Here is a 23,280-nt window from a genome sequence, read left to right on the forward strand (position 1 = left end):
TTGGTCGTTTCGTTTGAATGTTATTCATATTCATGGTCACCTCTAATGACATTATAAATCTGCCTCTAGAAGTGTCCTGTTTAATTAAACCATTTCACCAAGCAGAGCGTGGGAACTTTGAGGCATAAATAGGCATCTCATGTTCTGACGTAGCGCGTTGTACAGAATCTGTTGTGTGTTTTCAAAAATTACGCTGTCAGGGTGGGTATAATAATATAATGGGCAGCGCTAGCTGTTTATTCGAGTGGTTTTTAGGCTACCCATTGGATGACGACTAGTATTCAAAGATTGTTTTTAGGTTACAAATAACTTTAAAGTGTGATTATTCAGAATTTTTTCAAGCCAAAGTTAACTGTCTCTATCTTGGCTCTGGTCAGTGCCCTGTATCTTACAGTCGTCCAGAACAGCGCTTTTTTCAAAGCGGCATTGGCTGCGATCAATAAGTCAGGACATGGCAATCTCCCGTTCGAGACCGCAATCTACGTCAGTTTGACGCTGCTGTTTTTCTTGCTGTTATCATTATTGGCCAGTATTAAGCCTTTATTTAAGCCTTTATTAATGCTGATACTGGTTGTGGCTGCGGTGGTCAGTTTTTTTATGGACACCTATGGCGTTGTGATTGACGCGTCCATGATCCAGAACTTAATGCAAACAGACCTTAAAGAAGCGACCGAATTATTTAACCTAAAGCTATTTTTGCATGTTTTCTTTCTGGGCATATTGCCCGCTATTTGGGTTTATCGTACCGAAATCCAATACCAGCCTTTGTTGTCGGAAATTTTACGTCGACTACTAATCATAGGGCTTGCCGCTGTACTGTTAGGCGGAACGATTTTCACCTATTACAAAGACTTTTCATTTGTCCTCCGAAATAACCACAGCTTGCGATATTTGATAAACCCCAATTATCCGGTTTATTCCTTTGTTAAGTACCTAAAAGGTTCAATGCAGACGGAAGCTATTCAAGTCAAAGCCTTGGGGATCGATGCTAAGGAGAGCAAAACTTGGCAATCGCGTGGTAAAAAATCTATCGTCGTGCTTGTAGTGGGCGAGACGGCGAGGGCGGAAAATTTTGCTTTGAATGGTTACAACCGTGCAACAAACCCCCGCTTAAGCAAAGAAGACATCATCAATTTCCCCAATACCCACTCTTGTGGAACGGCGACAGCTGCATCCTTGCCTTGCATGTTCTCTAATCTCAAACGGAGCCGTTTTAGCGATTCCGGTGCCAAACAAAACGAGAATTTGCTGGATGTATTAGCTCATGCAGGTATTAGTGTTTTGTGGAAAGATAATAATTCCGGTTGCAAAGGCGTATGCCAAAGAGTTACGACGGAAAACACAGAAATCCTCAAAATACCAGATCTATGTGCTGGCGGTGAATGTTTTGATGAGGTGATGTTGCAGGGCTTGCAAAGCTATTTCGATAAGCTTACTAATAATGCGGTTATTGTCCTGCATCAAAAAGGTAGCCATGGTCCTGCGTATTACAAACGTCATCCCGATAGCTTCAAGGCTTTTACACCAGAGTGTACCAACGATCAGGTACAAGACTGTCCGCAGGCTGATATTGTTAACGCTTATGACAATACCATTCTCTATACCGATTATTTTCTGGCGGAAGTCATTAACTTATTGAAAAATAATACCGATAAATATAATGCTGCCATGTTATATATATCCGACCACGGTGAATCCTTGGGAGAAAACGGCATTTATCTACACGGCTTACCGTATTCGTTTGCGCCGGAAGAGCAAAAACACATCCCGTTTATAATGTGGTTGTCCAAAGGCTTTAGCGACAGCTTCGGCCTTGATAGCGAATGTATAAAGCAGCAGCGCAACGCCGCTTATTCCCATGATAATTTATTCCATTCTGTTTTAGGCATGTTGGATATTAAAACCAGCGCTTATGAAGCAGATATTGATATTTTTTCAAAGTGCCACCAATCCGTCAATGCGCCGTTACAGCAGGTAATGAAGGACTAAAAATCAGCGATGAACAAAGCGCACCGCTAACTTTCATCTACTTGTACGCCCAATTGCATCGGTAGTGCACAGGCAACTGCATTACTTGTATGTCGCTGACTTTTATAATTTATCAATCAGTTTTATTTCGGCATCAATAGCTTTGCTCTGGGAGAGTATTCCAATAAGGCTTTTTGCTTTTTAAATCAGCTCATTCCAACCCATCTCTCGATGGGAGAAGGTGTTTTTTGAATTCTTAGAAGTTCGTCTAAACGAGCTTTAGACATGTGCAGTAAACTTATAAACCCCTATTCCAATCACCACCAATGCCACAGTCGCCCAGCCTAACCTATCCATATATTCGTGCAACTTGATTTCAAGTTTTTCGCCGCCAGCGGTAAGTAGCATAGCCACCAGAAAAAACTGTCCGCAACGACCTATTATTGATGTCAGCACAAAAGGTGGAAACACCATATGCAAGGCACCTGCAGCAATGGTAAAGACTTTGTAAGGGATAGGGGGGAATCCGGCCACAAAAACTGCCCAAAAGCCATATTCTTCAAACCAGCCTTTAGCTAGCAGTCAATTGCTCCAATAACTCGACGTTTTTAATCAACATTTTATTCTCGTCCTGATAAAAAAGGCACAAAGCTCACTGCTTCGATGTCTTCAGCCTCATAACCCTTTTCAGAGCGTATGACTTGTTGTAGTGTTTGTCTGCCGCCCTCACCAATTGGAATCACCATCACACCACCCATTGCCATTTGTTGCAATAACGTTTCGGGGATTTCAGGCGGTGCCGCGCTGACCAAGATACCGTCAAATGGCGCATATTCAGGCCAGCCCCAACCGCCGTCATTATGGATAAAGCTGACGTTTTTAATCTTCATATCCCAAAGATAGCCCTTGGCTTTGCGCTGTAAGGGTAGAATCCGCTCTACGGAATAAACGTGATCCGCCAATTGCGCGAGGATGGCGGTTTGGTAACCACAACCCGTTCCTATCTCAAGTACTTTCGACAAGTGCCCCGCTTTTAGCAAAAGCTCAGTCATTCTGGCAACAATATAAGGTTGGGAAATGGTCTGATTATGCCCGATAGGTAAGGCGGTGTCTTCATAAGCCCTGCTCGCTAAGGCTTCGTCAACAAAGATATGCCGGGGCGTGTTTCGCATTACATCTAATACTTTTTTGTTGCGTATGCCTTGCTCGATTAAACGGTTAACCATGCGGTCACGGGTTCTCTGCGAAGTCATGCCTATCCCTTGCAGGCTTTGGGTCATAGCATATGCTCCTTAGGCAACCAGGTACTTAGTTCCTCGATACGACTGTACCACGTTAAATCTAATTGAAGCGGAGTTACCGACACATGACCTGTGCTAATGGCATAAAAATCAGTCCCTGCCCCGGCATCCTGTTCTGCACCCGGTGGCCCTACCCAATAAATAAGTCGTCCGCGAGGATCTTTGCCCGTAATAACCGGTTCTGATTTATGCCGTTGCCCAAGCCGTGTGGCCTGATAACCTTTCAAGTCCTTGATGGCAATATCTGGCACATTGACGTTAAGAATAGTGTCTTTTGGCAAGGGTTTGTCGATCAATTGTTTTAATAAAGTGACCGCAACATGGGCGGCTGTTTCAAAGTGAATCACTTCGCCACTGTTTCCTGCCAAAGAAATGGCAACCGCAGGCAAACCCAAAAACCGCCCTTCCGTCGCGGCAGCGACCGTACCAGAATACAGTACATCATCACCCAGATTACCGCCATGATTGATGCCAGCAAAGACCATGTCGGGTTCTTTCTCTAACAACCCTGTTATTGCCAGATGCACACAATCCGTAGGTGTACCATCGACCTTGACAAATCCATTCTCCCCCAGAGAAGCCCGTAACGGCATTTCTAAAGTCAGCGAATTACTTGCCGCGCTACGGTTTCTATCGGGAGCAACCACTGATATTTCAGCATGTTGGCTTAATGCGTTTGCTAACGCTAAAAGTCCCTCAGCCAAATATCCATCATCATTACTTAACAAAATGTACATTAATCATCGCCTTGCTGCGAATTACGCTATAAAATCCAACAATGGTATCAATTTTGAACAACAAAACCAGCTTTCGTGACAAAAAAAACCATCACGCCAAAAGATAGTGACTTGTTTCGGCAATCTGTAGGGAACGTACGCGCAGTTAAAAGCGACAAAATCGAATTACAGCCAGACCAGCCAAAACCTTATCCAAAGCCACAACCTTATGATCTGAAAGAAGATTGGCTCAGCACTGTAAATTCAGACATCGACAACGTAAGTCATGAAGAGACCCTGAGTTATACTGCACCAGGCATACAAAACAGCGTTCTCGCAAAATTACGTAAGGGATTTTTTGGCGTACAAGCAGAAATTGATTTACACGGGCTAAATAGCAATGCTGCAAAACAACAGCTACTGGACTTTTTGCATGTTAGCACAGAGTACAGTTATCGTTGTGTCCATATCATCCACGGTAAAGGCTATCGCTCTTCTGATCCCCATCCAATCTTAAAGAATCACATCAACCGCTGGCTTAGGCTGCATAAAGACGTACAAGCTTTCTGCTCTGCACCTCAGAGACTAGGAGGTGCTGGTGCTGTTTATGTGTTGTTGAAAATATCCAGAGAACACCTAGGTAAATACTACTAGATGGGTGTGCAATAATCAAACTCAACGCTTGGATGTGATTTTTACTTGCCCCATTGAACCCATCCTTGGCTATGAACTCAGCATTGATTCCAATGCTCAGCTGCTTGCTAATCAGGAAACAACATGGCGTATTACTGGCAGCCATCAACCTTAACTGGCGTTAGCTTCCAAATCTCATTGTTGTATTCAGTGATCGTCCGGTCAGTGGAGAATTTACCACTGGCGGCGCAGTTGAGGATACTCATTCTAGTCCAACGTTCGGTGTCCTGATAAGCCGCTTCGACGCGTTTTTGTGCATCTATAAAACTGCGGAAATCGGCGATGGTTAGCCAGGGGTCGTGTGGGCTTTTCATTGATCCAATCAAGGCATCAAAAATACCAGGCTCAAACTGGTTAAAATGCGCCCATTCGAGCAGGTTCATCACGCGCTTAAGGTCTTCATCTTGCTCAATTATTGCTGCCGGATCGTAATGGTTTCGGCTGGCTTCAACCTGTTCTTCGGTCAAACCAAACAGGAAGAAATTCTCGTCCCCCACTTCTTCACGAATCTCGATATTAGCGCCATCCAGCGTACCGATTGTAAGTGCACCATTCATCATGAATTTCATGTTTCCGGTACCGGAGGCTTCTTTCCCGGCAGTTGAAATTTGCTCTGAAAGGTCAGCGCCTGGGCAGATGATTTCCATGGCTGAAACGCGGTAATTAGGCAGAAAAATCAATTTAAGCTTGTTGCCAACATCAGGGTCTTGATTAATGACGTTGCCAACGTTATTGATTAATTTGATGATTCTTTTCGCCATGAAATAACCTGGCGCGGCCTTGCCGCCGATCAACACACAACGATTCGTCCAGTTTTCGGTGTCGCCGCGCTTAATGCGGTCGTAAAGATGGATGACATGCAGTACATTCAGCAGTTGGCGCTTGTATTCATGGATGCGTTTGACCTGAATATCAAACAAGGCGTTAACATCCAGGTCAATATCGTGTTCCTGTTTCTTAAGTTCAACCAGCTTTTGTTTTGCGCTTTGCTTAATTTGCTGCCAACGCTTACGGAAGGTTTTATTGTCAGCATAAGGCGCAAGGTTTTTCAACAAAGATAAATCGGTCAGCCAGCCATCGCCGATGGTTTCAGTAATTAAACTTGCCAGTTTGGGGTTACACGAGGCCAGCCAGCGTCTGGGGGTGACACCATTGGTTTTGTTATTGAATTTTTGCGGCCAAAGCTGGTAGAAATCGTGGAACAAGCCTTGTTGCAATAGCTTTGAATGCAGTTCGGCAACGCCGTTAACCGAATAGCTGCCGACTATCGCCAGATATGCCATCCGGACTTGTTGTTCCGAGCCTTCTTCAATCAATGACATTCGAGCCAGACGGTCTTTGTCGCCGGGCCAATGGGCAGAAACTTCGGCGAGGAAGCGGGTGTTTATGTCAAAAATGATCTCTATTAACCGGGGTAATAGTTGCTTGAATAGATTTACCGACCAACGCTCCAGTGCCTCCGGCAATAGGGTGTGGTTGGTATAAGCCATGGTGTTTCGGGTGATTGCCCATGCTTGATCCCAATCCAGTCCATGTATATCCATGAGCAGGCGCATCAGTTCGGCTACCGAAATACTAGGATGTGTGTCGTTAAGCTGAAAGCAGTTTTTTGCGGCGAAATCGGTAAAGTCATTGCCATGCCGCCCAACCCAGATTGAAAGCACATCTTGTAAGCTTGCAGATGCTAATAGGTATTGCTGCTTTAAGCGTAAAACCTTACCGTTTTCGCTGGCATCGTTGGGATACAACACCATCGTGATGTTTTCAGCACTGTTTTTGGCTGCGACAGCCTCAGCATAATCGCCCTCATTAAATTCCTGCAAATTAAACTCTTCGGTCGCCATGGCTTTCCATAAACGCAAGGTGTTGACCGTACCGTTTTGGTATCCGGGAATAGGCGTGTCGTAAGGCACTGCCAGTACGTCATGGGTATCAACCCAACAAACCCGTTTTTGGCCACGTTCATCAATATGCGTTTCAGTATGGCCACCAAATTTAATGGTTTGTTTGTATTCAAAGCGTTCGATTTCCCAGATATTGCCGTTCCGCAGCCAATGATCGGGCTTTTCTACTTGTTCGCCATTGATGATGAGCTGTGAAAACATACCGTATTCATAACGTAAGCCGTAACCGGTAACAGGCAACTGCAAGGTGGCACAACTATCAATAAAGCACGCGGCGAGACGGCCTAAGCCGCCATTACCCAGACCCGCATCGAATTCGCTGTCGATAAGCTCTTCCATTTCAAGCCCCAGGTCATACATTGCTTTTACAGCAACATCCGTAATCCCAAGGTTAATCATAGCGTTACTCAGCGTACGGCCCATCAGGAATTCCATGGAAAGGTAATTGGCGCGTTTACAATCTTGTTCTTTATAGGAGTTATAAGTTTTTTTCCAACGTTCGACCAAGCGGTCGCTAATCGCTAACGATAGTGCTTCGTAAGCGTAATGTAAGGATTTGCAATTTTCATCCCGACCCAGTCTGTGACCGTAATAGCGTTGAAAATCAGCCATCAAGTGCTGTTCCTCCATTCCTAAGTCTGGGAGATTGCAAATAGTTGAGCTAGGGTTACTTTTTTTGAAATTTCTGTGGGGCATGTTTTTTCCAGAAGGTAGTGTTGTGATAATACTACCCGCATTGGCGATTAAAGAAAATGGCTATGAGCAAAATACAGGTCATGATTTAACACATTGCAATGATTCTGAACGAGCCTAGGGAGTCTCTAATAGTCCCTTCTCACCATGGGCATAAGTATCTACACAAGTATCTTCTCCTCCCTTGAGGGAGAAGGTCCCTTTTACACGGTAAAAGAGAGTCTCCAAATAAGTTTCTAATAGCATAAGGGAATCTCTAAAAATCCCCTCCCCCTCTGGGAGAGGGCTAGGGTGAGGGTTGTAAATGCTTGATTTTAAAACCCTCATCCCAACCTCCTCCCGAAGGGAGAAGGAGCTTTTTGAATTTTTAGAGATACCCATAATTGCATGATAAATAATGATAGTTTAATAAAATAGCTTTTTAGTTAACCAAAAATGTGGTATTCACTTGTCCTAGATTATTGGTTCAGCTTTATGAGGCACGAATACCATTTGCCTTGAGTTTGTTGAAAAGCCGCAAGGCTTCGACAAGCTTAACCCGAACGGTTTCAAAAATTATCGAACCTAATAATCAAAGTTTTCTAACAGCAATACAGATTGTTTTGCCTACTGCTTGGCTACACAGTTACGTTTTCTCACCTAAATAAGAAAGATAAAAATGGGAACATCAAACCGCGAAACCAATTTCAGCAGTCAGCGCTCCGCTATTCCATTCGGCAAGTTCGAAACGGGTTCGGATGACATATTTCCTTGTAACGAGTCGATGGTTGGGCGTGAGGGCGCACGCGCCAAACTTATCGACTTTCTCACCAATGCTGGCACCCGCAAGGCCATTCTCGTCACTGGCCGACGTGGCATGGGCAAGACCAGCTTTGTCAATTACTGCTTAAAAGAATACGAAGAAGCCAGGATAGAACGCTATTGGCGTAGTGATATTGGTCGAACCTTATCGGCGTGGCTCTGGTTAACGGTTATTAGCGTCATCTGTGCGGCAATCTTTATCACAGGTAGTTGGTTATTAAAAATCCTACTAGACAATGCCGTTAACAAAGGGAGTTATCTTTTTTGGTTACCCATTGCAATACTCGTTTTTTACTTGAGCTACCCCTTGCAGCATGCCCTTAAAATGATCTCTGTTTTACTTAAAATTAAACCAGATGTATCAGTTAAGAGTTTAGGGTATTTTCTTGTTTTCGGCTTTGTTGCCGTGTTCATGTTTATACCACCAGATACCGGATCCCCTGTTATTACCTTAAGCCGATTACTTGTTGCTCTAGCGGCGACATACTTTGCTGGTGAATTGTTCGATATAGAAATTATGCGTTGTAAAAATCAAAGGTTAGGAGGTATTGTCCTACCTTTTCTCGGCGGAATGATCGGCATTCTCACTTTCTTTTTTGAGCCGATTATTCGACTGAATTATCCCAATGGCAGCGAAGCCGTTCTTTTTTTCAGTAATCTTTTTGTAGCTTCCGTACTAATGGCGCTAGCGCTAGTCAATCGAAGTATTAGTCTGTTTCGGAAACCAAAGCATATCGGGAAACTTCAGATTTCATCTGTCTTAAAAAAAAGCGGATGTTGGTTTTTTAGTTTAGGCATCGTGTTTTTAAGCCCCCTCTTACTGCTGGTAACGTACAGTGTGAGCATTTGGCTAAATGGCTCTGATACAGGAGATAAGCTCGAAATTTATGGCGAATCAGAGTGGAGTTTACTTTTGATTGTAAGCGTTTTGTATACGATTATTGTCGGAATTTTCTCCCGAAAACGGGAAGACCAGAATAAAGACACTGGATACCGTAAACGTCATTTATATTCCACCGCAATCCTATCTCTAAAGGCGGGGTTTTTTATTCTGCTGAGCTTATATGCTTTGCACCCACTGCTTGCGCTTACAAACCTCCCAAGTGAAAGTTATTGTCAATGGCAATCGTCTTCGACAAGTGTCAGCTATTTTCCGCGTCCTTTTTGTAGCGTTATTGATCCGCCTCTCGAGCGCCATAATCCTAAGGATAATATTTTTTTGTCGAATTATCGTCCACAACTTCTCAATGCTAAACATGAATTAGCTTATATCGCTTTAATTGTCGTCATCACCGCATTCATATTCTGGATTGAATATGAATGGGTAATCCGCCCAGGGCAAAAATGGGGACGAGATAAGTCAATGAATGTAAGCCAGCGGCCTGGCTATTATGATGACTTCGATCCTGGAGAGCATGAGTTTGTAAAGATAACATCTACAGGTGAGCAGGCGAGAAAAGATGCTCGTAATGAAGTGCAAAGATATATGCTTCATCAAGCAAACATTCGGGAACGCCATCGGGATTTAGATGCATTAACGTTTCTTGGTTATTTTAAGCACTTGCATCTGACTACGCTAGTTAGCACAATTAACTTAGGTTTTGAGGAGCTTGATCACCGCAGCGTCATTCACGCAATGTTGCTCGATATTCGTGGTCAGTATTACGAGAAGTTTGTGTCGCTGCGGAGTCCGCGGGTTTTGGTGCGGTATTGCTTCGGATTATTATTGGCGATGATGTTGGTTAATTATTTGTCCGCCCATTTTTTTAAACCAGAACAACAAGCCAGTACTAAAGCGAATACGGTTCTGGATAGTTCAAAGCAATCAGAAACCGCAGGAGAAAAAATAGACGATCAGAAGCGTATTCTTCTCGAAACAAAATTCTGTTACAAAACTTATAAACAGGGTCGTTCTAGTGATTCAAATGGAGGAAGACAAGTAAATTCAGATGAAATTTACGACAACTTACCCAAAGTGCCCAGATTGCTTTGTGAGCTAGGAGGCGTTTATGCAGAAAAAATCCTACCGTTTATCTATTTCGAATTGATTCCCATTCATTTGGAAAAAAACGATGTGCCTAATGCAGAAGTCCTAGATGTATTGTTCGATACGAGACCCTCTTATTTAGACGCTTGCTATAATTCTGGAGAGGGTTGCGCTAAAAAAGGGAAATGCACTTTTATGTCTATCATTTCTTACTGTTTGTCTTGGTTTTTTATTTGTTTAGACGGATAAATCGAGCTTTTGAGTTAATTCCCTTTGCTGCGAATCTCGAAAAAATTGATGAGTTACTCCATGCCTTAACCTCAACTACCAAGACGACAAGTAGACGAGATTTAAAAATGGACTTCCGTTTTTCCTCCGGTTCTTCGGGGGATGAGAAAAGCTTAGAACGGGAAAAACTCGATCCGCGCTTAGTAGAGTTGCAATTTATGAATGTGCTGGAAAAAATTTGCCATTCCAGCCCCTATTATTTTAAGCCCTTACAATCACAGATAAGTTCGCCAACTATCGAAATCACCTTTGTTTTTGACGAACTTGATAAGTTGGCAAACGACATCAACACGCAACAACAAAAAGGCGATCCCGACAATAATGACAGTGAGGTGCACCGGCTCAACCTGATGAAGGGTTTGTTGTCAAATATGAAGCGAATTATTACCTCCTCAGAAGCGCGCTATATTTTCCTGGGCGGCAGGCTATTACATGACGACTGGCTAGCGGATAGTGCGCGGCGCCAACCCTTGCTGACCAGTATTTTTTCAGATGAAATCTATCTTCCGTCTTTACTTACAGATGCCGGTATCGACTGGTATATCCCTAATGCCAAAGATGCCAAACAAAAAACATCTCCCGGAATCCATCCTTTAGACGCACGCATAGAGGAATTCTTTGTCTGGCAATATTATTTAGCGCGTATCCGTTTTGAACACTGGATTAAGCGGGTTTGGATGCCGATTATTGGTTTGCCGGAATGGGATGATCGATCGCGTGGGTTTATTCAAGTTTCATATCGTAATCTCAAAAGTAAGATGTTAGATGCTGCTGAGGGAAACTCTGGTGTGAAAAAGAAAGAAAATTGGGAGAACGCAAAGACACCGATACATACCCTAACGATTCGCAATACCGATAACGGCCACTATTTAAATGAAGACAATATCAACTCAACTTTCCAGAAAGGCCGACTCGAAGCGTTTATCCAGTTTTTAGCTTACCGTAGCGCGGGCAACCCCAAGTATTTAAATGAATTGCTCGCCAGCTTTGTGATGAGTGCCGACCGCGCTATCGAAAATAAAGTCGCACGGGATGAGGGCTTTAATTGCCAGGACGTGCTTTACTTGCCCGACCATAAAGTTATGCGTATCCAGTTAATTGCGCGGATTTATCGGCAGTTATGCAAAGGCTTTGAAGAAAAAATTAGGGGTCGGGATGACAAAACTATCGTGTCATTAATTTATTTGTCCGATTTTTTATTTAAGTTCCATGCTCGGGCATTTTCTTGGGACAGTTTGGAATTAATTGACGAGCTGGTACATATGCACCGTGGGCATGACTTACGGACACTGTTACATGAGTTGGTGGAGCATTATACCGATCGCTATTTACACCGTATCATAAATGGTATGTACACGTACCGATTCCGCAGTTATTTCGCCAATGAAGTTGAGTATTTGTCCCGCCATTCCGAAGAGGAAATGGCCGCGTTCAACTTCACCCTGGACGAAGCACAAACCTTACGCAGCCATCTCGAAGGCCAATTGGATTCAGGTGACAATCGTAACAAAACCGATATTTTGAGTATGTTGGGAGAATTGCACGAGTTTTACCAAGAGTATGAAACGGCACGGCAATATTACCGGCGTTGCATCAATGTCCGGCTTCCCATGATAAAAGAGCATGTGGGTGAACGCGTGGGCAAGGGTGATGATGAAATGTCGGCAATACAAGCCATTTACACCAATAAACCTGCCGGACGCGAAGCGTTGTTGGCATTGCAGCAATGGGGGCCTATTACACTCCGGTGGTTTCTGCAAATCGTAATGACTTACGAACGGCAGCACAATTACAAAGATGCGCTAATACGGTACGAACGTTACATCACCTTTGCTGAGAGCATGATCCACGCATTTGCTTTAGAGAACCATGTGGGTTCCGACTCTGAGTCATCTAGGGATTCCGCAAGCCAAAAAGATCACGCCTTTGTTTTAGAGTATCTCGGACTTCTGTTCGAACCCTTGTTTGCCTACGCTTGGTTATTGGAAAAAGATTCATATACCAGCGGAAACTCGCACTTCGTGCTTGATGAAGGGATAAAAAACTACGGAAAAATCTTGAAAAAAGTTAAACCTGAGTTTCTGGGGTATATTCGAGCGCAGTGGTATAAAAAGATTGGGGCATTGTGTTTTTATAAGGGGCTAGCTATAACTCATGAAGAAACTAAAGAGAATGAGGATAAGTTACTCATTGAAAAGACTTATGTTGCTCGTGCTAGAGACTATTATTCAAAAAGCGCAACACAACTTTCCCTCTATTTCAGGAAAGGTGTAAAGACCAAGTTTAGTGATGTCAATGTAGCCGAAAATTCACAAGAAGCATTCCTTATAAACCAATACCCTACGGATTACAGTTTTAGCGTGGCTGAGTGCCTTGGTGATCTTTCGGAAAGCATTCTTGCAGAAATTGACCCTATAAAGTTATTTAAACTACCCACCACCACCTCCAAGAAGAAGGGTAAGAATTTTGATCGCAAGGTGATTGAACTCTTACATGAAATAGATGAGTATTTTTTTGATTCAACCAGAAAAGTAGAAAATATTTGTGTTTTGGATTGGATGACCCGAACCCTCGTTGACATCGAGTTACCATGTAAATTTGATTATTTGAAGGATGATCAGCAAAAACTCAACTTAGCTCTCGATCTCGCATTCGCCAGTTCTTTCTATCTGTTACGCGCTGGATATTTGGAGTCCGCAGCACGCGAAGCAATGCACACTGCCGAAATAGTTGCACAGTATTTAAACTGGTATTGGTACGATTTCGTCACTACAGATCCAGAAAAACAGCCAAAAGATCATTTTCAAGTTCTTTCCTTCATTGAAGTGGTCATGGAAAAAATAATTTGGTATGAAGAGTATATTTTCAATTTGTTTCGTGCGCTACGTTCCAGTAATCCCACCTCTAATGCAACGGCAGATGATAAGCCTTACTTAATAGGCGATACAATTCCAAGTTCTGCGTTAACATCCCTATGCTCTATTGGATTATCTTTGAGCTTATTTCAATGCAAGGAATGTTTGAAAGAAAATATAAAAATACGATGGGTTCTTGAGGATTTAGCAAAAATTTTACTAAAGTGGACTGGTGATAACGGCAAAGTATTTTGGCATGTAAAGCATGATCATTTTTGGAAGTTTAATGGAGAATTATATGGCACTAAAGCATCACAACATAATTGGTATGAGTTTTTTGAAAAAAAATTAATTTACTCTTTGCAGCGCCACCGTTACCCCGTTTTAAATCAACTAAACGCGCTTAAAGTGCTGACGGATGCTTGTTTGGTTCGCGGTTATTTATTGAAAGACAAGGCTGCTGTAGAAAATACCCACGCCTGGTTACAAGAGCTTTACCACATTAACGAAAAATACGACCACCCGCTGCACTTTACGCCTATGCAATCTGGGCTTAGCTTATACCTTTATGAATTTACTAGGAATTTAAAGGGCGAAGACAAAAAATCTTTGGTTAATAACTTGTCTGAGATTGAAGACTTTAATTTAACTGCCGAATATCGGCGCTTACTTGTACAAAGTCAGGAGATGTGCCACATGGGCAGAGGTTATTATGAAGCGATTGATAAAATGTACTATCTTTATGACGATTTCAACGACAACCAAATTCACCGCAATCATGCCATGCAAATGGCGGGCTCTAAATTGACAAGAATCGCCTTGAAGAAGGCAAACTAGAAGAATGAAGCTGCACAATAATCGAACTCTATTTTGGTGAAAAATAAAATGCCTGATTTATCATAAGCTAAGATTTACATACGTCACTGAGCGTACCAAGTGGTACTACTTAGATAAGTGAATTTATCCAAAAATGCGCTCATTTCTGGACAATATCCGTGAACTTAGGCACAATTAGCCGCTAAAATTCATCTTAACCCAACAACCGTGTGGTCAATGGCGACAATCACCGTATTAAACGGCCCCAACCTCAATTTATTAGGTCTGCGCGAGCCTGCTCTTTATGGCAATAAAACATTAACCGACATCAGGCAAAGCCTGGGCCAAATGGCAGCAGAATTAAATCATCAGCTACACTTCCATCAAAATAACGCCGAACATGAAATCGTAGGCCTAATACATCAAGCCTACCACGCCCAAGTTGATTTCATTATCATCAATCCGGCGGCATTTACCCACACCAGTATTGCCATACGCGATGCCTTATTGGCAACCCGAATACCTTTTATTGAAGTTCACCTGTCAAACGTACATGCCCGCGAACCGTTCAGGCACCACTCTTATCTTTCGGATATAGCAGTTGGCGTTATTTGCGGACTGGGTGCAATCGGATATGAGCTGGCGTTACAGGCAGCTCATCAAAATATCAAGCAAGAGAAAAACCATGGACATTAGAAAAATAAAAAAATTGATCGAACTTTTAGAGGAATCTGGCATAGCCGAGTTGGAAATTAAGGAAGGTGAAGAAGCTATTCGTATCAGCCGTTATTCCGCCGCACCGGCATCAGTTGCTTATGCACCTGCCCACTTACCAACGCAAGCAAGTCAAATTGCAGCTTTGTCAATAGCACCCGTAGCAGAAGAAACAATTTCGGGACATATCGTTAAATCACCGATGGTCGGGACGTTTTATCGTTCTGCCTCCCCTGGGACAAAGCACTTTGTTGAAGTCGGCCATTCGGTCAAGCAGGGCGATACCTTGTGCATTATCGAAGCCATGAAGATTCTTAACCAGATCGAAGCGGACAAGAGCGGCACGGTCACCAAGATTTTGGTGGAAAATGCTGAGCCTGTCGAATATGGTCAACCCTTATTCATCATTGAATAACATCTGGACGGGAAATCATGTTCGATAAGATAGTTATCGCCAATCGTGGCGAAATAGCCCTACGCATTTTGCGTGCCTGTAGGGAATTGGGAATTAAAGTTGTTGCCGTTCACTCCGAAGCTGACCGGGATTTAAAGCACGTTCGCTTGGCGGATGAATCCGTTTGCATAGGCCCTGCGGCATCCATCGACAGTTACCTGAACATTCCCGCTATTATCAGTGCAGCGGAAGTAACGGACGCGGAAGCCATTCATCCAGGTTATGGATTTTTATCGGAAAATGCCGATTTTTCCGAAAAGGTAAAACAAAGTGGCTTCGTGTTTATCGGCCCCAATGCCGATACGATACGGTTGATGGGCGACAAAATTTCTGCCAAAAATGCCATGTTGGCAGCAGGCATTCCTTGTGTGCCGGGCAATAACGATCCGCTCGGTGATAACGCCAAGAAAAACCTTAAGCTGGCACATGAAATCGGTTATCCGGTCATCATCAAAGCAGCGGGTGGCGGTGGTGGTCGAGGAATGCGTACGGTTCACACCGAAGCTGCGCTAATAAATGCCATCGCCATGACCAAGGCGGAAGCGGGAACCGCGTTTAACAATAGCACAGTGTACATGGAAAAATTTCTGGAAGATCCACGCCACATCGAATTCCAAGTGATGGCGGATTCACACGGTAATGCGATTCATCTGGGCGAGCGCGATTGTTCCATGCAGCGCCGCCACCAAAAAGTGGTGGAAGAAGCTCCCGCGCCAGGCATTACTGAAGAACAACGCAAGCTTATTGGTGAACGTTGCGCCAAGGCATGTGTTGATATTGGTTATCTGGGCGCGGGAACTTTTGAGTTCTTATATGAAAAAGGTCAGTTCTTCTTTATTGAGATGAATACCCGCGTGCAAGTAGAACATCCGGTTACCGAAATGATTACCGGTTTTGATATTGTTAAAGAACAGTTCCGCATTGCCGCTGGTTTGCCATTATCAATTACCCAAGATCAAGTCCGACTTACTGGACATGCCATCGAGTGCCGTTTGAATGCGGAAGACCCACGGACTTTCATGCCTTGCCCTGGCACTATAGATCAATTCCACATGCCCGGCGGCCCTGGTATACGCTGTGAAACGCATATTTACAATGGCTACAAAGTGCCGCCGTATTATGATTCCATGATAGGTAAGTTGATAGCGCATGGTGAAGATCGCAAAAGTGCCATTGCACGGATGAACACTGCACTCAGTGAAATTATCATCGACGGCATTAAAACCAACATCCCGCTGCAACAGGATATTATGAATGACAGCGCCTTTGCGGCAGGTGGGCAAAATATTCATTATTTGGAAAAGAAATTGGGTATAACCTGATTTTAATGCTTCGTAAAACCATAGAATACCGTCAAGACCCCTGTTTTTTTATTTTAGATAGCTTATGGCTTGGCATCAAATATCAGTCATCACCAACGAAGATACCGCACCCAAAGTCGCCGATTATTTCAGCGATCTTGGTGCGGTATCGGTCACTTACATGGATGCTGAGGACGAACCGGTTTACGAACCGGCAATTGGTGAAACTAAAATATGGACGAACACGCGGGTTATTGCGTTGTACGAATTAACTGCTGATCCAGCACAGATAAGAAGCCAAACGCTTAAGCATTTTCAACAAGATTCCCTGAAGTATTGGGAGTTTGAAGTGATCGAAGATCAAGCCTGGGAACGTGCCTGGATGGAGCATTATCGGCCGATGAAATTTGCCGATAAACTCTGGGTTTGTCCAACTGGGCAGGAACAGCAGGAAGACAATACAGTATGTTTGATTCTCGATCCAGGGCTGGCTTTTGGTACTGGAACGCATCCCACTACGGCGTTATGTTTGGAGTGGCTGGCGAGCCATGATCTAAAAGGCAAAACCGTGGTCGATTATGGTTGTGGCTCAGGTATATTAGCTATTGCCGCATTATTGTTGGGTGCAGAACGTGCTTACGCTGTGGATATAGACCCACAAGCGATAACAGCGACAGAAAGTAATGCTGCAAAAAACAATGTGCAGGACAAAATTGTGTGCTGTCTGCCGGAACAGTTTTCGCTTGCTGACACAAAGGCTGATGTAGTTTTAGCCAATATCCTGGCGAAACCGTTGATTGAAATGGTCGGATTGATAACAGATTTGGTGGTTTCAAAAGGTCAACTCGTCTTATCAGGTATTCTTGCTGAACAGGCAGATTCTGTCATTGACGCTTACCATTCTTTTTTGCCGCTAAATAAACCTGTGCAACAGGAGGATTGGGTAAGATTGACAGGCATCAAGCAATAATTCATATGTTTACCCAATGTCCTGATTGCCGAAAAACTTTTCCGATTACGAAAAAGCAGTTGCGTGGGAAAAAAGCACAGATATTTTGTAGCGATTGCAAAAAAAAGTTTAATGCCTTGACATTATTGGATGAAAAATCAACCGCATTAGTCACGGAAGCGAAAGCCGAATACATACCGAAAGCGGACTTTAATCAAACTCCCAGCCCGAAAAGAAAATCCCAAATCAAGCAGCATTCCATTACGGAAACCCTGAGCAAATTGCCCCCGCTGTTAGTTCGACAAAGTACTCCTGAAACTTTCGATCAAGCTCAGAAGAACCCCGTCGAAGGGAATATTCAGGGCATTAGCAGCATTGTTAGTAAAATCAGTTTCACTAACAGCAGCCCTACGATACCCGAGCCTACACCAGAGCGATTACCTTGGGAGGCTGAAAAAAAACCAGCTAACATCCAATGGTTTATGGGCGTTATTGTTGGATCAATATTTTTGCTTGGACAATTACTTTATTTCGAGAGCAGTAAGTTGAGTCAAAATGTTTCCTACCGTCCCGCTTTGGAAAAACTGTGTCGGTGGCTAGGCTGTCATTTAGCAGATTACCAAAATCTTGATGAATTTGCTGTGCTGCAAGGTTCTTTTGCCGCTAATAGCGATAACACCATTACGTTTAAAGCAGTCATTAATAATCAGGCATCTTTCAAGCAACGCTTACCCAATATTAAACTGACCTTGCTCGATTACAACGAACAAATATTTGCGCAACGGATCTTTGACCCGAAAGACCATATCTCCGGTGCGGGTAAACATTTGGCTATTGCCCCTGATGCAACAGTGGCAGTTAGCTTAACTATTGCTGCGCCGAAAACCCCCATCGGGGGCTATAACTTTGACCTTATCTATTAACCATGGCACATGACGAAATTTTTTTAAAGAAGCACGAAGATAAGCGTTTGCGCCAAGGTCACTTATGGGTTTTTAGTAACGAAATTGATACAAAACGTTCTCCACTGGAACAGTTTGCTGCTGGCGATTTAGTCCAGGTGAAGACGGATGAAGGTAAGGTGATGGGGACGGCTTACTTCAATCCACAAAGTTTGATTTGTGCCAGATTGTTATCGAGAAAAGGCAACCTCAAATGCGGGGTCAATTTTTTTAAGGAACGACTAACCAATGCGTTAGCATTACGTGAAAAGCTGTTCAGTAAGCCGTATTATCGGCTGGTTTATGGCGAAAGCGATGGCTTGCCGGGTTTGGTGATAGACCGGTTTGGCTCAGTGTTATCCGTGCAAATCACAACCGCAGGTATCGAACTCAGGAAGGATAGCTTAATTGCCGCGCTGATTGAATTATTTTCTCCTACGGCAATCGTCCTGAAAAACGACAACAGCCAACGGCAACTGGAAGGCTTGGACTTGGAATCCTTTGTTGCTCACGGCGAGCTTCCAGAGCCTTTGATAATCGAAGAAAACGGTGCGAAGTTCAAAATAGATATTTTGGGTGGACAAAAAACTGGCTGGTTTTATGACCACCGGGCCAGTCGGGCGTTATTGGCAACAATGGCAACAAACCAGCGCGTATTGGATTTGTTTTCTTACACGGGAGCATGGGGTATTCCTGCCGCTTTGGGCGGTGCTACGGAGGTCGTCTGTGTCGATGCCTCAGAAGGTGCATTGGCACTGGCGGCAGAAAATGCTGCACTCAATGCTGTTGAAAATAAAATGCAATTCGTCCGCAGTGATGTCTTTGATTTTCTCAAACAAGCGCGTCAAGATGGACAACTCTATGACATAATAGTGCTTGATCCACCGGCGTTGATTAAACGCAAAAAAGATTTCAAGCAAGGTTATGAAGCCTATCGACGCTTAAACCAGCTTGCGCTGCAAGTGTTAGCCAAAAATGGTGTTCTGATTTCTGCATCCTGCTCTTATCATTTGAGCGCTGAAAACCTCCATGAAATATTGCGTTCATCAGGGCGGCATATTGACCGCCATCTGACGTTTTTTGCTTGTGGAGGGCAGGGCGGCGATCACCCGATTGATCCTGCGATACCGGAAACGGCCTATTTGAAAACCTTTTTTTGCACCGTCTCAGCCAGCTTATAAATCCTTGAGGCATCTTTGTGACCACGTTAAAATACGCTAAAAACTGCGATCTTTGCCGCTTACCCGTGGAAATAAAAGGCTTTACCCTGAAGGGAGAAAGGGGGTTGCTGTCGTTTTGCTGTGCAGGTTGCCAAAGTATTTATCAGTTAATTTACATGAACCGACCATCATCCGACATCCATAAAACCAATATTAATAAAGAGGAAAATTAAGTCAATGAAAGCATGTGATAGCTGTTCTAACCGCGTTGAAATAGGCAAAAACCATAATCAGATGCCTGTGTGGCGTAGAACAATTGGCTTGTTTTTTGTGTATGCACCGATAGTTACATTGCCATTTATATTCGCCAGCGCGTATATGACTTATTTCCATTTGTGGATGGTCGGCGCTAAGAATGTCAAAAAATTTACGGATTACCTTCCTGCTAAGGAAAGCCATCGCTACAACATGAAAAACCAAATTACGATGGAACCCAGTTTCGGGTTTAGCCTTTCGCAATATAAGTTGTATTGGATACTGAATTGCACTTGGTATTGCCCCGTTAGCGTTGCCGTGTTTGAGTGGCATGCTTATTTGGTCAAACTGGTCGAAAACTGGTGGTGTCCGTTTGCCCATGAGAAAAAAGAAGGCTACAGCAATGCCAAGATCGACAAATCGTTTTGGCATATTTATCAAGAAGATGTTGTTAAGTTAGAATCAGAAGATCGGGATAACCCGATTTGGAATGAAGATACCGATAAAGAAGCTAAGTAATTTCTTATTAGCAAATCATGCAAATCGGGTCTTATCAATTACCGAATAAGCTGATATTAGCCCCAATGGCAGGTATCAGTGACCGCCCATTCAGGGGGATTTGCAAACACTTTGGTGCAGGCTTGGCGGTTTCCGAAATGGTGGCTTCCAATCCGGCATTACGGGACAATAAAAAGACGTTGCTGAAAGCAGACCATGACGGTGAAACAGGCTTGCGTTCCGTGCAGATTGTCGGCACTGATCCTAAGCATATGGCCGATGCTGCGATTTACAACGTCCAACGCGGCGCTCAAATCATTGACATCAATATGGGCTGCCCTGCCAAAAAAGTTTGCGCGGTGGCCGCAGGTTCGGCCTTACTACGCGATGCAGATTTAGTGAAAAAAATTCTCGATGCAGTGGTTAGTGCGGTAGATGTTCCGGTCACGTTGAAAATCCGCACGGGATGGGATACTGAAAGCCGTAATGCGGTAGCCATCGCCCAAATTGCACAAGCTTCCGGCATTGCCGCCTTGACCGTTCACGGACGAACCCGCGCCTGTAAGTTTGAAGGTCAGGCTGAGTACGAGACCATCAAGCAGGTCAAGCAAATGGTAAGTATTCCCGTTATTGCCAATGGCGATATAGATTCTGCCGAAAAAGCCCAATTTGTACTAAATGTAACCGGTGCTGACGCGCTTATGATCGGCCGAGCAGCGCAAGGTAATCCGTGGTTGTTCAAAGAAATTGAAAATTTTATTAATTCTGGAAAAGTTATTCAAAAACCCACGGTTACCGAAATTTATGCGATATTGACTGGGCATCTTGAAAAACTTTACAGTTTCTACGGCGATGTAACTGGTGTTAGAATAGCTCGGAAACATATCAGTTGGTATTTCAAACACCTGGATTTCATTGGTCAGGACATTAGAAGCAAGATCAACCAAGCCGCTCAACCGAACCAACAAATGGTGCTGATACAGTCAGCATTTACCCAATAATAATAACGATAGTGCTGCAAACTATGGATACATTCGTGGAAAGCAATGAACTTATCGATGCAAACGATGATTTAGTTTTGTGTACGCCTTTGTGTGTTCATGTCAAACAGACGGTTTCGCGTTATCTGGAGCAGTTAAATGGTCATGATGTAGTGGATTTGCACGCTATGGTGATGGGTGAGGTTGAAAAACCCCTCTTACAAGCGGCACTGGAACACTCTGGCTACAATCAAAGTAAAGCAGCGAAAGCATTAGGGTTAAGCCGCAGCACTTTACGCAAGAAAATGGATTTTTACGGCCTTTCCTAACTTATAAACATAAGTCCCTGGAAATTTTCCTCTGCTTTACCCAGCCTTTTCAAATCAACTTACATGAACAAAAAAATATCCCGCGCACTTGTCAGTGTTTCCGATAAGACAGGCATTGTTGATTTCTGCCGTGAACTCAGTTTATTAGGAGTGGAAATCTTATCGACAGGAGGCACCGCAAAAATTCTTGCCGAAAACAACATCCAGGTGACCGAAGTTGCCGACTACACGGGTTTTCCTGAAATGATGGATGGGCGGGTAAAAACATTACATCCCAAAATTCATGGTGGGATACTGGGTAGGCGTGGCATAGATGATGAGGTAATGACAGAAAACGCCATCCAGCCGATAGACTTGGTGGTGGTTAACTTGTATCCATTCGAACAGGCTATTGCTAAGCCTGTTTGTGATTTGGAGACAGCTATTGAGAATATCGATATTGGTGGACCTACTATGATACGCGCTGCTGCTAAGAATTATGCTGATGTAGGCGTTATCGTCCATCCTTCGGATTATGCCAAGACAATTATGGAATTGAAAACCCATTATGGACTTTCAATGCAAACCCGATTTGTGTTGGCTTTGAAATGTTTTCAGTACACCGCGCGTTATGATACCGCCATTGCTTCATATTTGAGCGAAATCAATGGGATGGAGTTCCCTGAAACGCTTAATTTACAGTTTTACCTTAGCTTAACCATGCGCTATGGTGAAAATCCGCATCAAAAAGCCGCCTTTTATAGTGAACTCGATCCAGCTTGGGGGACTATCGGTTCGGTCAGACAGCTTCAAGGGAAAGAGCTGTCCTATAATAATATTGCCGATGCTGATGCTGCCTTGGAGTGTGTTAAATCATTCGCTAACCAGCCAGCCTGTGTGATTGTTAAACATGCCAATCCTTGCGGTGTCGCAGAAGCTGATAACATTTTAGATGCTTATGACAGGGCTTATGCCACCGATCCTACTTCCGCTTTTGGTGGCATCATCGCTTTTAATCGAGAAGTGGACAAAGAAACTGCGGCTGAGATTATTCAGCGGCAGTTCGTTGAAGTTATTATTGCTCCCTCATTCAGCCATGCTGCGCAAACCGTTCTGGGAGAAAAATCAAACATCCGCGTTCTACAATGCGGTGCATTCGCTTACGGTAACACTACAGCGTTAGATCTGAAAAAAGTTAGCGGTGGGTTACTGGTGCAAGAGAAAGATTCTGGTGAGGTCAGCAGTCCTGATTTGAAGGTGGTTACTCTAAGAACGCCAACTGAACGGGAGCTAAGAGATATGTTATTTGCATGGAAAGTCGCCAAATTTGTCAAATCCAATGCTATCGTATATGCCAAAAATAGCCAAACTATTGGGGTAGGGGCAGGGCAGATGAGCCGGGTGTATTCCGCTAAAATAGCTGGCATCAAAGCCGCTGATGAAGGTCTGAACGTAGCGGGTTCCGTTATGGCTTCTGACGCATTTTTCCCGTTTAGGGATGGCATAGATGCAGCCGCCGAAGCAGGAATCACCGCAATTATTCAACCCGGCGGTTCTGTTCGTGATAAAGAAGTGATTGCTGCCGCCAACGAGCATAATATCGCTATGGTGTTTACCGGAATGCGACACTTTAGGCATTAATGGTGTGAGCATTGTAGGGGTAGAGGTTGGTCTTGCGCTTACGGTAGCGCGGAAACA

General features: G+C 43.8%; 19 protein-coding genes. 15 read left to right on the top strand and 4 right to left on the bottom strand.

Annotated elements, in window-relative coordinates; genetic code table 11:
* Nucleotides 1–318: 318 nt before the first annotated feature.
* Nucleotides 319–1,989, top strand: a complete 1,671-nt coding sequence (locus tag ABL924_RS07700; RefSeq protein WP_349026498.1) for a phosphoethanolamine--lipid A transferase — start codon at nt 319–321, stop codon at nt 1,987–1,989.
* A gap of 258 nt (nt 1,990–2,247) precedes the next feature.
* Here ABL924_RS07700 and ABL924_RS07705 read toward each other — a convergent pair whose 3' ends face one another.
* Genes ABL924_RS07705 through surE form a run of 3 tightly spaced genes read right to left on the bottom strand, consistent with a single transcriptional unit; the run spans nt 2,248 to nt 4,006 of the window.
* Entirely contained in the window at nt 2,248–2,550 is a 303-nt protein-coding gene (locus tag ABL924_RS07705) for a VTT domain-containing protein (RefSeq protein WP_349026530.1), read from the bottom strand.
* A gap of 38 nt (nt 2,551–2,588) precedes the next feature.
* On the bottom strand, nt 2,589–3,248 hold the full coding sequence (locus ABL924_RS07710; protein WP_349026499.1) for a protein-L-isoaspartate(D-aspartate) O-methyltransferase: 660 nt from the start codon (nt 3,246–3,248) through the stop codon (nt 2,589–2,591).
* Nucleotides 3,245–4,006, bottom strand: a complete 762-nt coding sequence (gene surE / locus ABL924_RS07715; RefSeq protein ID WP_349026500.1) for a 5'/3'-nucleotidase SurE — start codon at nt 4,004–4,006, stop codon at nt 3,245–3,247. The genes ABL924_RS07710 and surE overlap by 4 nt, the downstream gene beginning before the upstream one ends.
* Nucleotides 4,007–4,081: 75 nt before the next feature.
* Between surE and ABL924_RS07720 the strand changes: the two genes are divergently transcribed.
* The gene (locus ABL924_RS07720; protein WP_349026501.1) at nt 4,082–4,639 is read left to right on the top strand and encodes a Smr/MutS family protein; all 558 of its coding nucleotides are present in this window, start codon (nt 4,082–4,084) and stop codon (nt 4,637–4,639) included.
* Between the two features lie 131 nt (nt 4,640–4,770).
* Here the strand turns inward: ABL924_RS07720 and ABL924_RS07725 are convergent, their stop codons facing one another.
* Nucleotides 4,771–7,278 carry a glycogen/starch/alpha-glucan phosphorylase gene (locus ABL924_RS07725; protein ID WP_349026502.1) on the bottom strand — a complete coding sequence of 836 codons (2,508 nt, stop codon included), beginning with the start codon at nt 7,276–7,278 and terminating at the stop codon, nt 4,771–4,773.
* Nucleotides 7,279–7,933: 655 nt separating this feature from the next.
* Between ABL924_RS07725 and ABL924_RS07730 the strand changes: the two genes are divergently transcribed.
* The 13 genes from ABL924_RS07730 to purH all read left to right on the top strand — a co-directional run bounded on the left by ABL924_RS07730 (nt 7,934) and on the right by purH (nt 23,223).
* Nucleotides 7,934–10,312, top strand: coding sequence for a hypothetical protein (locus ABL924_RS07730; protein WP_349026503.1), 2,379 nt, complete (start codon nt 7,934–7,936; stop codon nt 10,310–10,312).
* A gap of 107 nt (nt 10,313–10,419) precedes the next feature.
* Nucleotides 10,420–14,043, top strand: coding sequence for a hypothetical protein (locus ABL924_RS07735; RefSeq protein ID WP_349026504.1), 3,624 nt, complete (start codon nt 10,420–10,422; stop codon nt 14,041–14,043).
* 216 nt (nt 14,044–14,259) lie between these two features.
* Nucleotides 14,260–14,718 carry a type II 3-dehydroquinate dehydratase gene (gene aroQ, locus ABL924_RS07740; RefSeq protein ID WP_349026505.1) on the top strand — a complete coding sequence of 153 codons (459 nt, stop codon included), beginning with the start codon at nt 14,260–14,262 and terminating at the stop codon, nt 14,716–14,718.
* Nucleotides 14,708–15,151 (top strand): acetyl-CoA carboxylase biotin carboxyl carrier protein, encoded by a 444-nt coding sequence (accB, locus tag ABL924_RS07745; protein WP_349026506.1) that lies wholly within the window; start codon nt 14,708–14,710, stop codon nt 15,149–15,151. The genes aroQ and accB overlap by 11 nt, the downstream gene beginning before the upstream one ends.
* Before the next feature lie 17 nt (nt 15,152–15,168).
* Nucleotides 15,169–16,512 carry an acetyl-CoA carboxylase biotin carboxylase subunit gene (gene accC, locus ABL924_RS07750; RefSeq protein ID WP_349026507.1) on the top strand — a complete coding sequence of 448 codons (1,344 nt, stop codon included), beginning with the start codon at nt 15,169–15,171 and terminating at the stop codon, nt 16,510–16,512.
* Between the two features lie 64 nt (nt 16,513–16,576).
* A complete protein-coding gene (gene prmA, locus ABL924_RS07755; protein WP_349026508.1) occupies nt 16,577–17,461 on the top strand; it encodes a 50S ribosomal protein L11 methyltransferase in 885 nt (294 codons plus the stop codon).
* 5 nt (nt 17,462–17,466) lie between these two features.
* Nucleotides 17,467–18,363, top strand: coding sequence for a zinc-ribbon and DUF3426 domain-containing protein (locus tag ABL924_RS07760; protein ID WP_349026509.1), 897 nt, complete (start codon nt 17,467–17,469; stop codon nt 18,361–18,363).
* Between the two features lie 2 nt (nt 18,364–18,365).
* The gene (locus ABL924_RS07765) at nt 18,366–19,562 is read left to right on the top strand and encodes a class I SAM-dependent rRNA methyltransferase (RefSeq protein WP_349026510.1); all 1,197 of its coding nucleotides are present in this window, start codon (nt 18,366–18,368) and stop codon (nt 19,560–19,562) included.
* A gap of 17 nt (nt 19,563–19,579) precedes the next feature.
* Nucleotides 19,580–19,774 carry a heavy metal translocating P-type ATPase metal-binding domain-containing protein gene (locus ABL924_RS07770; RefSeq protein ID WP_349026511.1) on the top strand — a complete coding sequence of 65 codons (195 nt, stop codon included), beginning with the start codon at nt 19,580–19,582 and terminating at the stop codon, nt 19,772–19,774.
* Between the two features lie 4 nt (nt 19,775–19,778).
* Complete coding sequence (locus ABL924_RS07775) at nt 19,779–20,315, top strand: hypothetical protein (RefSeq protein WP_349026512.1); 537 nt, start codon at nt 19,779–19,781, stop codon at nt 20,313–20,315.
* Nucleotides 20,316–20,332: 17 nt separating this feature from the next.
* Nucleotides 20,333–21,295, top strand: coding sequence for a tRNA dihydrouridine synthase DusB (gene dusB, locus ABL924_RS07780; RefSeq protein ID WP_349026513.1), 963 nt, complete (start codon nt 20,333–20,335; stop codon nt 21,293–21,295).
* 23 nt (nt 21,296–21,318) lie between these two features.
* Entirely contained in the window at nt 21,319–21,603 is a 285-nt protein-coding gene (locus tag ABL924_RS07785) for a helix-turn-helix domain-containing protein (protein ID WP_349026514.1), read from the top strand.
* Nucleotides 21,604–21,666: 63 nt separating this feature from the next.
* Nucleotides 21,667–23,223 carry a bifunctional phosphoribosylaminoimidazolecarboxamide formyltransferase/IMP cyclohydrolase gene (gene purH / locus ABL924_RS07790; protein WP_349026515.1) on the top strand — a complete coding sequence of 519 codons (1,557 nt, stop codon included), beginning with the start codon at nt 21,667–21,669 and terminating at the stop codon, nt 23,221–23,223.
* The last annotated feature ends 57 nt before the right edge of the window (nt 23,224–23,280 follow it).

Origin of the sequence: Methyloglobulus sp., assembly GCF_040079455.1 — a bacterium.
Classification (GTDB): domain Bacteria; phylum Pseudomonadota; class Gammaproteobacteria; order Methylococcales; family Methylomonadaceae; genus Methyloglobulus.